Origin of the sequence: Williamsia serinedens (assembly GCF_024171725.1) — a bacterium.
Lineage (GTDB): Bacteria > Actinomycetota > Actinomycetes > Mycobacteriales > Mycobacteriaceae > Williamsia_A > Williamsia_A serinedens.
Map to the genome: position 1 here is coordinate 59199 of NZ_JAMTCG010000011.1, position 8392 is coordinate 67590.

8 protein-coding genes and 1 pseudogene are annotated in these 8392 nt (G+C 66.2%); 7 read left to right on the forward strand and 2 right to left on the reverse strand.

The genetic code is table 11. The features are described 5' to 3' along the window. Positions 1-1170: 1170 nt before the first annotated feature. The 4 genes from LX12_RS21440 (at position 1171) to LX12_RS21455 (ending at position 4207) form a co-directional block, all read left to right on the forward strand. Positions 1171-1929, forward strand: coding sequence for a ParA family protein (locus tag LX12_RS21440; protein ID WP_253656653.1), 759 nt, complete (start codon positions 1171-1173; stop codon positions 1927-1929). An 18-nt stretch (positions 1930-1947) separates the two neighbouring features. Further along, on the forward strand, positions 1948-2316 hold the full coding sequence (locus LX12_RS21445) for a hypothetical protein (protein WP_253656654.1): 369 nt from the start codon (positions 1948-1950) through the stop codon (positions 2314-2316). Positions 2317-2468: 152 nt separating this feature from the next. Then, positions 2469-3185 carry a DUF2637 domain-containing protein gene (locus LX12_RS21450; RefSeq protein ID WP_253656655.1) on the forward strand — a complete coding sequence of 239 codons (717 nt, stop codon included), beginning with the start codon at positions 2469-2471 and terminating at the stop codon, positions 3183-3185. Between the two features lie 437 nt (positions 3186-3622). Further along, positions 3623-4207: a TetR/AcrR family transcriptional regulator gene (locus tag LX12_RS21455; protein ID WP_253656656.1), complete on the forward strand. Its 585-nt coding sequence runs from the start codon at positions 3623-3625 to the stop codon at positions 4205-4207. Between the two features lie 9 nt (positions 4208-4216). Here the strand turns inward: LX12_RS21455 and ligD are convergent, their stop codons facing one another. Next, complete coding sequence (gene ligD / locus LX12_RS21460; RefSeq protein ID WP_253656657.1) at positions 4217-5179, reverse strand: non-homologous end-joining DNA ligase; 963 nt, start codon at positions 5177-5179, stop codon at positions 4217-4219. Between the two features lie 46 nt (positions 5180-5225). Between ligD and LX12_RS21465 the strand changes: the two genes are divergently transcribed. The 3 genes from LX12_RS21465 to LX12_RS21475 all read left to right on the forward strand — a co-directional run bounded on the left by LX12_RS21465 (position 5226) and on the right by LX12_RS21475 (position 7652). Further along, positions 5226-6005: a TetR family transcriptional regulator gene (locus tag LX12_RS21465; RefSeq protein WP_253656658.1), complete on the forward strand. Its 780-nt coding sequence runs from the start codon at positions 5226-5228 to the stop codon at positions 6003-6005. A 298-nt stretch (positions 6006-6303) separates the two neighbouring features. Continuing rightward, entirely contained in the window at positions 6304-6549 is a 246-nt protein-coding gene (locus LX12_RS21470; protein WP_253656659.1) for a hypothetical protein, read from the forward strand. A gap of 602 nt (positions 6550-7151) precedes the next feature. Beyond that, entirely contained in the window at positions 7152-7652 is a 501-nt protein-coding gene (locus LX12_RS21475) for a hypothetical protein (RefSeq protein WP_253656660.1), read from the forward strand. 120 nt (positions 7653-7772) lie between these two features. Here LX12_RS21475 and LX12_RS21480 read toward each other — a convergent pair. Continuing rightward, positions 7773-7874, reverse strand: a pseudogene (locus LX12_RS21480) (DUF6480 family protein); the annotation flags it as partial. Positions 7875-8392 lie beyond the last annotated feature (518 nt).

Below are 8392 nucleotides of genomic sequence, written 5' to 3' on the forward strand. Positions count from 1 at the left end.
GGCCGAAACCTTGAACCGGGGTGGGTGTCATGGTGTCAGCGACACTGGCAGGACATCGCACGCCGCGCTCGCGCCTACCGCCCCGAAACCGCCTCGCTTCATGAGCCGAGAATTTCCGAGGCCCTTGCAGAGGTCAACCAGTGGGACGACCCGGACCTCGTCGCGGCAGCGGTCGCAGTCATCCGACACCGCTTCTCCGACGGCTACGGTCTCACCCGCCCCGTCGGTGTCCGCGATCTCGCTTCCTGGCTGGGCTTCTCGGAAGAGACTGCCCGGCGCCGGCTACAAGGGCTTGCAGAGCGGGGGTTGCTCGCAGTGGTTAAACCGCACAACCGTGAGACTGCACCCCACGAAGCAACAGTGTGGACACTGAGCACTCCTGCTGCCGTTTACCGATCATCCGTGAGTCATGACGTCACCAGCCCCCAGGGGATGGCTCTCACTCTCCACCCCTGCTGGGTTGCTCTAGGCCAGACTGCACGCCTCGTCTACACCCAGCTCTCCCCCACTCCCGTCCCCGCGGCCGCGCTGTCAGCTCAGACGGGGCTCCCCACCGGAACCCGTCACCACGGTCTGCTGCGCCTGCTCCACACCCTCTGCGACCAGGGCCTTGCTACCCGCAGCGGCCAGGGCCGCGCGACACGGTGGTTAATCGGGCCTGCCGGGCTTGACGACGCGCCGGCGGCCGGTGCAGGTCGAGCGGCGAGAGAACGGGTCCAAAGCAGGGTCATCCTCGACAGGGACGTCTGGCACGCCCGCGGTCGCGACGTCGTCTCGCGAGCGCTTCACCGGCGTGCTGGAGCGCGGGCGATGCAGCGTCGCCGTCCGCGCCGGGCATCGACCGCTCAGGGCGGCAGTCAACTGGCGCTCGTGCACCCGGTGAATGGACCCGCTGCCCACGGTCGTTCGCCTCAGCGACGGACAGCCAGGCTCGCACGTTCCCGGGGCCTGCCCACTCGCGAGCCACCCACGTTGGCAGGTGGATAACACCGTTGCGTGCGAGCGGCCGGGTTAACGGCCTGCCTGCTGATGCTGGCTAATTGATTAGCCATGACGTATTTACATGCAATACAATACTGGCAAGCAATACGGTGTTGTACAGCGTGTCGGTCTTGTACTGCGTGCGTGTACTGCACATACTGGCCGTACATACGATTTCGAGGAGGCTTCGTGACGACTCTGGCGTTCTGTAATCAGAAGGGCGGCTCGACGAAGACCGCGACAACTGTCGGTCTCACCTCGGCGTTGTCCGAGGCGGGCAAGCGGGTGCTGGTTGTTGACCTTGACCCTCAGGCCAACTCGACCACCGGCATGGGCCTCGACCCCGACGCCGTCGAGTATGGCGCGAACGATGTTCTAGCGGAGACGGTGACGCTCGATGCCGCAGTGACACCGGCATCGGCCGACTGGCCGGGCGTGTCTCTCCTGGCTGGCCACCGGCTACTAGCCAACCGCGAATCGGACGCGGCAATGGACATTCACTACCGCCTGAGAAACGCTCTGGCCGAGGCGCAGGGGGAGTGGGAGCACATTCTTGTCGACACCAGTCCGTTCGTTGGGCGCCTCATGGCGAACGGACTCGCGGCTGCTCAGCGTGTCGTCATCCCGACCGACGCAACCGCGGACGGTGCACGCGGGGTCGAGTCGATCATCGAATCGGTCTCGATGGCTCGGCGCAGCTTCAACGAGGGCCTCGAGATCGCGGCGATCGTCATTGGGCGGCGGGAACGAGCTGGCGAGCAGGACTTCCGGGAGAACGAGCTCCGCGGGCGGTACGAGGCGCTCGTAGCTAAAACCGTCATCCCTAAGCGCGCCGCCGTCGCGGACGCTCACGGGCTTGCGGTGCCAATTCACCAGTTGAAGGGGAAGGGGCCGCTGGCTATCAGTAGCGCCTACCGCGACCTGGCGCTCGAGCTCGAACTGCTCTGACCAGAAGGAAGGTTGACGATGGCCATCGACCGCAAGACTGTCACCAAGCCCGCCGAGCAACACCCGTTCGCGGCTATGACGGGGGATGGGGGAGTGTCACCCGCTCCGACGCCGCCGGCTGGTGCGGGTGACCAGGTGGAGGCGACCCGTGAGTCACAGCCAGGAAAACGCGCGCGGCGGGCACCATCCCTCCCAGCACGCAGATCGAAAGCGAACGAACACGATCCGCTCATCTCCCGCACTTACCGGTATCCCGATTCGATGGACGAACGGATGCTCCGGGGCGCGCTCAAGCTCTCCATGCTGCGGGGCACGCAGGTAACCAAGACTGATGTCCTCCGAGAGGCTGTTGACGAATACCTCAAGAACCACGATCTAGACGACTAGACCGCACGTACATACAAGCAATACTTGAAATACGCCGCGACTAGCGTCGCGGCTTGCCATTAACGGCCCTGGCGGGGGTGGAGCCCCGCCAGGGCCCGACACAGATAGGACCTGTGCCAATGGACGACGTTACAAGCCCTGCTATGCGGCGGGTGTCCATCATCCTGGGAGCAGTAACGGCCGGTGGCATCGCTGTTGCGGCCTTCGTCCTGAGCTTCGCCGCACTGTGGGACGTCGCGACGCGAGTATGGCCGTCGAGGCACTTGTCGTGGCTCGGACCAGTTGTGGTCGACGCGACGATCTTGCAGGCGACGGTGAGCCTGGTGGCCGTGTCGTCGTCGACACGGGTGGGGGAGCGGCGGTACTTCTGGGCTCTGCTCATCGGCGCCGCCACCACGTCCGTCGCCGGGAACGCTCTACACGCTGTCATTCCTTCGAACCAGCCGCTTTCGCCCTGGATCGCGGCAGTCATTGCGACCATTCCGCCGGTGTTTCTGCTGCTCAGTACGCATTCGCTGACCCTGTTGCTCCGCCGACGCCCCAGGCCCAACGCGACGATCGCCACGCACGCCAACGCCGGCGTCGACCTCTCTGCCACGCAGGAGATTGATCTCGACGCCGACGTCGAGGACTTCCCGCGACCCGGTAGCCCCCGCGACTACCTTGAGGCGGCAAGGGATCTACGCGAACGCCACGGTTTCGGAACCCCACCGGCGCAGATCGCGGCGGTACTTCATCACCGCGATGCCAACCCCGAAGCATCAATGCGTGAGCACGCCGCCGCGGGCAACATCCACCACAACACGGCGAAGAAGATCCTCGACGCCGCTGTAGGCGAGCTCGCGCACCTCGGCAACCGCACGGTGTAGACGATCGAACATATGATCGACTACGGTGGTGGTGCGCGGCCGGCCAGGTGTGGGAAGCACTGACGTCGGCCGCGCGCCGTTCCTCATCGCCCTGTCGCGGAAGTCAGGAGACACCTCCGGTGTCGACTCCCGATGGTCCGCTGCACACGTTCCAGGCGCGGATAGAGCGGCGCGGCGAAGGGGAGTGGCTTGAGTCCGCTCCTAGTCGTTGCCCGAACGGCTGCGATCTCACCCGGCCGCGGTCGCTGCTGGTCGGCTGGAACAGCACGATCGAACCGCCGCATCGAACGTGGACGTGCCGGTGCTGCGAGACCGTCATCCACAACCTCGACCCCGCCTACGGGTACTTGCCGATGCGACCAGTCCGACTCGATCACCGCGGCGCTCCTTAGGCAGGCCAAGGGCGGCGAAGATTCACGTCGATGAACCGGCCTACGGTGAGCATCGTGGTGGCCGATCAATCACTGAGGCGCGGTCGGGCGCGAGAGGACATATTGGCCCGAGTGTGGGAGCTCATCGCCGATGGGGGAGTGGGGGCGTTTTCGATACGCGATGCCGCGGCCGTCGCCGGCGTCAGCTCGGGGACCATCACCTACCACTTCGCTAGCCGCGAGCGGCTCGTCGACGAGGCGTTCGCCGCCCTGGCGGAACGGTACGAAACCATCGGCCGGGTCGCGATCACCAGCTCGCGCAGCGGGACTCGCGACGAGGCGAGCGCCACCCTCGTCTACGCCCTGCATCACCTATGGGGTGAACGCACCATCACCCTGGCGGCCGCCGAGCTCCGCGTCCACGCCACCCGCAGCCGAGCGGCACGCGGATCCGCAGAATCCATTTCGGGTATCTGCCGCAGCGTCGTAGGCGAGCTACACCGGGTCACCGACCGGGTCGGGACCACGCCGAGGCAGGCTGTCGATCTCCTCGACGTCGCAGCGATCCGCCTCGCGGTCCGTCACCAGTCGGCGGACAACTTCCGGGTCGCGATCCGCCGGCACGTCAACAGCCTCTACGTCCACAGCTGACACTGCTTGTCAGCCCGGCCAGTCCGCGTCGGGCAGCGTCGCGTCCGGGCGCAGGCCGCGCCAGCTCGCATGGCGCAGACGGGTGGTGAACTCACGAAAGTGCACCTCGCCGAGTAAGACCGGGTGCACCCACCGGACGTGGTCACCGGATGCCCAGCGTGGGGGAGGACTCGCGAACGGGTGCGTGGGACGTTCGATCGCGCCGAGCTGGTCCAGGAGTTCCGCGCGGCCGACCCGGGTGAATCCGGTCCCGACGTGACCGATGTAGCGCAGACCGCCGGTGGGGTGCACCGCGGCGAGCAACAGCGACTCGAGCTTCCCCGGCGTCCCGATCCAGCCGGCCACCACCACCGTCGCGCTCACCCGCAGCGGTTGCTTGATCCAGTCGGGGGAGCGTTCACCGGGCCGGTAGCGCGACGACAGGCGCTTTGCCACCACGCCCTCGAGGCCGTGCGCGGTGGCGAGCTCGAGCATCACCTGTCCGTCGACGCCGTCGGCCGCCGTCCACGACGGCGGTACCTGCACCACCGGATCGTCGTCCGCGACAACGTCGGCGAGCAGGGCGCGGCGACCGGTGTAGGGCAGGCCCGTCACGTCTCGGCCGTCACTGGCGAGGATGTCGAACACGAAGAACCGTGCGGGCACCTCGTGAACCAGGGCCGCGCCGGCCCGCTGGGTGTGCATGCGGCGCTGCAGCAGCCCGAACGATGGCCGCCCGGACTCGTCCAGGGCGACGAGCTCGCCGTCGAGGATGGCATCGTGTCCGCCCAGTACCCGGCGGATGCCGGCGACGACATCGGGGTAGGTGCGGGTGATGGTGGTGCCGTTGCGGCTCGACAACCGCACCCCGCGACTGTCCACGGTCGCCATGCCGCGCTGGCCGTCGTACTTCATCTCATAGGCGAACCCGTCGCCGAGCAGCACCGATCCCGGTGTCGCCAGCATCGGCGCGACACGAACGGCGGCGGCCATCCCTCCAGGATGACGTGCGGTAGGCACCACACACCAGAATGGAGGCGTGGTCAGGCCAACCCTCTACGACGACGACACCCAGCGACGAGCAGTCCAGATGTACCGCGAGCGCATCGCCGCGACCGACGAATCCCAGGTCAAGGCCCGTCGCTACGTCGGTGACCAGCTCGGAATCAAGCAAGCAACACTGCACCGCTGGATCCGCGCCGCCGACGCCAGCGAGGCCGCGGCCCCGGCCAGCGCCGCGACCACACCGTCACGGTCGATCTCCCCAGGAACGGTGCGACGCGGCACCGGGCGCGACGCGCTCGCCGCCGGCGCGATCGGTGAGATCGCCGACCTCGGGGTCGGAGGAATGCGGCTACGCGAGGTCGCCCACCGCGCAGGCATCTCCGTCGGGTCCGTGGCCTACCACTTCCCCGAACGCAAGGACCTCGTCGACGCCGCGGTCGACACCTTCGCCGAACGCCTCGACGCCCGCTCCGCGGCGGCCATCGAAGCCCAGGCTGCGGCCGCGGTGCTGCGAGACTTCTACTGCGATCGCGAGACGTCACTGTTCTGGGCTGAGGCCCGGATCCATGCCACCCGCGACGATCACGCCGGCGACGTCGCCGACCACATCCACGCCGCCTTATCGAAGCTCGTAGTACGCGCCGTCGACACCCGACTCGGTGCGGACCGAGCGAGACAGATCGTCGCCACGCTCAACACCGCCGCGGTCGACACCGCCCGCCGACACCGCCAACCCGGCCCCTATGGCCGGGCAATGACGCAGACTGTGCGCCGCACCCTCGCCGGCTCTGCCACCCCCCAGTTAGAGAAGTGATTCGAGGGTGCCGCCGACGTCGTCGGCGTAGCGCTGCGCGGCGGTGCGTTCGTTGTCGGTGAACGCCTGCACCGCGGCCGGATGTCCTGGCACGCGCACGATTGTGGTGAGGTCGGCCACTGCGGCGCGCGCGCGTTTGGGGCGGTCATTGCTGGAGATAGTTCCTCGGACCGCGTCTCCCGGCTCTGTCACCAGGCAATTCTAGATTGCGGCCGCGACACGCCTCGCGGACTCGCAAGACCTTTGCCCGACTTACGATTCTTTCACTGGTAAGTGTCACAGTTTACGATGCCAAACCGTGAGCTTTTCCCCAGAGGTGGCGCGTCTGCCCTGGGTTGCCAGGTATTTCGAACTGTTCGCCGAGCTCGACGACCGTGGTGCCCAGGTGGCCAATGACGCCCTCGATCGCATGGTGGAGTCGGGCCTGACACCCACCCGCGACGATGTCGAAGACCTGTGTGCGACCGCCGCGGGCCGCATCAGCTTCGTGGACTACTTGCAACGAGTTCAGGAGCGCCACGCTACGGACAGCGAGCAGCGTTGAAGGGTAGTCATTTACTCCCACTCAATAACGAGTGGCTATAGACTGGGTGCTGCGGGTGGCTTTCCCTGTTGGTGTGTTCTCCCTCCAGGACGAGGCGCTGTCGTGCGTATCTGCTCGCAGGAGGGACCCGGGGGCGCCCCATGCTCCCGGGTCCCTTTCTAGTTCGATCACAAGATCGCGACTGCGCCCGGGTCGGCCGCCGACACGCACTAGTGACGTAGCAACTTGGTAGCGTGACAGCGTGATTCACCTTCTGTTTCGTCACCGGTGACGAAATATGTTGCAGCCCAATCTTTTTGGCCGATAATTTATAATTATGTCATGTAGAAGGCAACGAGTCGTTGAGACTGCGAACTCGTGTACCCCTTCTACCTCGTGGTTACCAGCCGCTATGCGTCTGCGCAGGAACGGTTTTCACGGGTCACCACGCGGCGCTTCGCCGACCTACCGTCGAGGTCTGAGAGACCGGGTCCATCCCTCGGCGACCTGACCAGCATGGACGGGTGAGGTTCGCGGTTCATGCGAATTTCTCGCATATCTTGCGACTGTCTGAGCCCAGGTCGTGAGGGGGGTGTCAGTGCCGGTTCGTAGGGTCGTTGACCATGAGCGACTCCACGGACGCGGCCAGCGAACCCGACGAGGTCATGGCAGCCATCGTCGCGGCCATGCAACTCGCCACCACCGACGCCGCAGCGGCACGAGCCCAGCTCGACGCGCTCTGGGAAAGAGTCGGAGCCGGCGGCGACGCCCTGCACCGGTGCACGATTGGGCATTACCGTGCCGATCTCTGCGACGACGCCGCAGAAGCGTTGACCTGGGACATCCGCGCACTCGACGCAGCGCACGCGCTCACCGATGTCCGAGCCCAGGCCCATCACTCGTCACTTTCCGTCGAGGGGTTCTACCCCTCCCTGCATCTCAACCTCGCCGACAACTACCGGCGACTCGGGTCAGTCGACGCCGCCCACCACCACCTCGCCGAGGCCCGCTCTCGTCTCAGTGTCCTGACAAATTTGGCCTACCGCCAGGTCGTCAGCGATGGAGTCGAACACGTCACCGCAGCCCTCGAAGCCGGATCCACCGAGCGGCTACCAGGCCACTAGCGCCCTGGAACTCGTGACCGGACAACACGTGACCTAACCAGTAACGGCCGAAATCATCTGCCGGGCTGCGGTTCTCGGTCATTTTAGCGGAGTGGTTGGCGCGTCGTTCGCGTCCGCGCCCGGAGCAGATAGGCCAGAGGTGGACGCTTCCCCTGGCGGTGTTCGTCCCGGTGATACGCCCCCACCGGGTTCGAGGTCGGGGATTTCCTCGGGTGCGGTCATGGCGTGGTGTTACCCGCGAGGCGGCGCGCGCCAAACACCTGATTCGCCTTGCGGGCCTGTAGGCCGAGCACCGGATGTTTCAGGCCCCGCGGGTGACGGGCTCACCGTCTCGTAGGCCGGTGGGTGGTCCGCGGGCCGCCTGTTGGTTTAGGTGCTGCTCGTACAAATCACGTCGCGGGCGGCGCCGCCCGCCCCTCTACTCCGGGAGTCCGTTTCCCCGCGAACTTCTGTATGAGCGTCCGGCGTTATCGCGGTAACCTCATGCCTGCACATTCCGTAGACACGGGTAAAGGGAAGTATGAGCACACCACCGCAGGGGAACGAACCCCAGGAAGAAGAGACCGGGATACACGGTCGGATCGGCCGGCTAGCTGTGATGTCCAGGGACGTTGTGTCGGGTTGAGGTGATGTCGGCCTGTCGTTGAGACAGGCGAGGACCCCCGGTTGTGAAGTGGAGCTGTCTAGGAACCGCTTCACAGGACCGGAGGCCCTCGTGTCCCACGCTAACGCTGCTCTGA

What these genes read in the sequence shown, in the direction of transcription:
- LX12_RS21445 (WP_253656654.1), top strand. Translation starts at nt 1,948, where the DNA reads ATGGCCATCGACCGCAAGACTGTCACCAAGCCCGCCGAGCAACACCCG.
- ligD (WP_253656657.1), bottom strand. Translation starts at nt 5,179, where the DNA reads ATGGCCGCCGCCGTTCGTGTCGCGCCGATGCTGGCGACACCGGGATCG.
- LX12_RS21475 (WP_253656660.1), top strand. Translation starts at nt 7,152, where the DNA reads ATGAGCGACTCCACGGACGCGGCCAGCGAACCCGACGAGGTCATGGCA.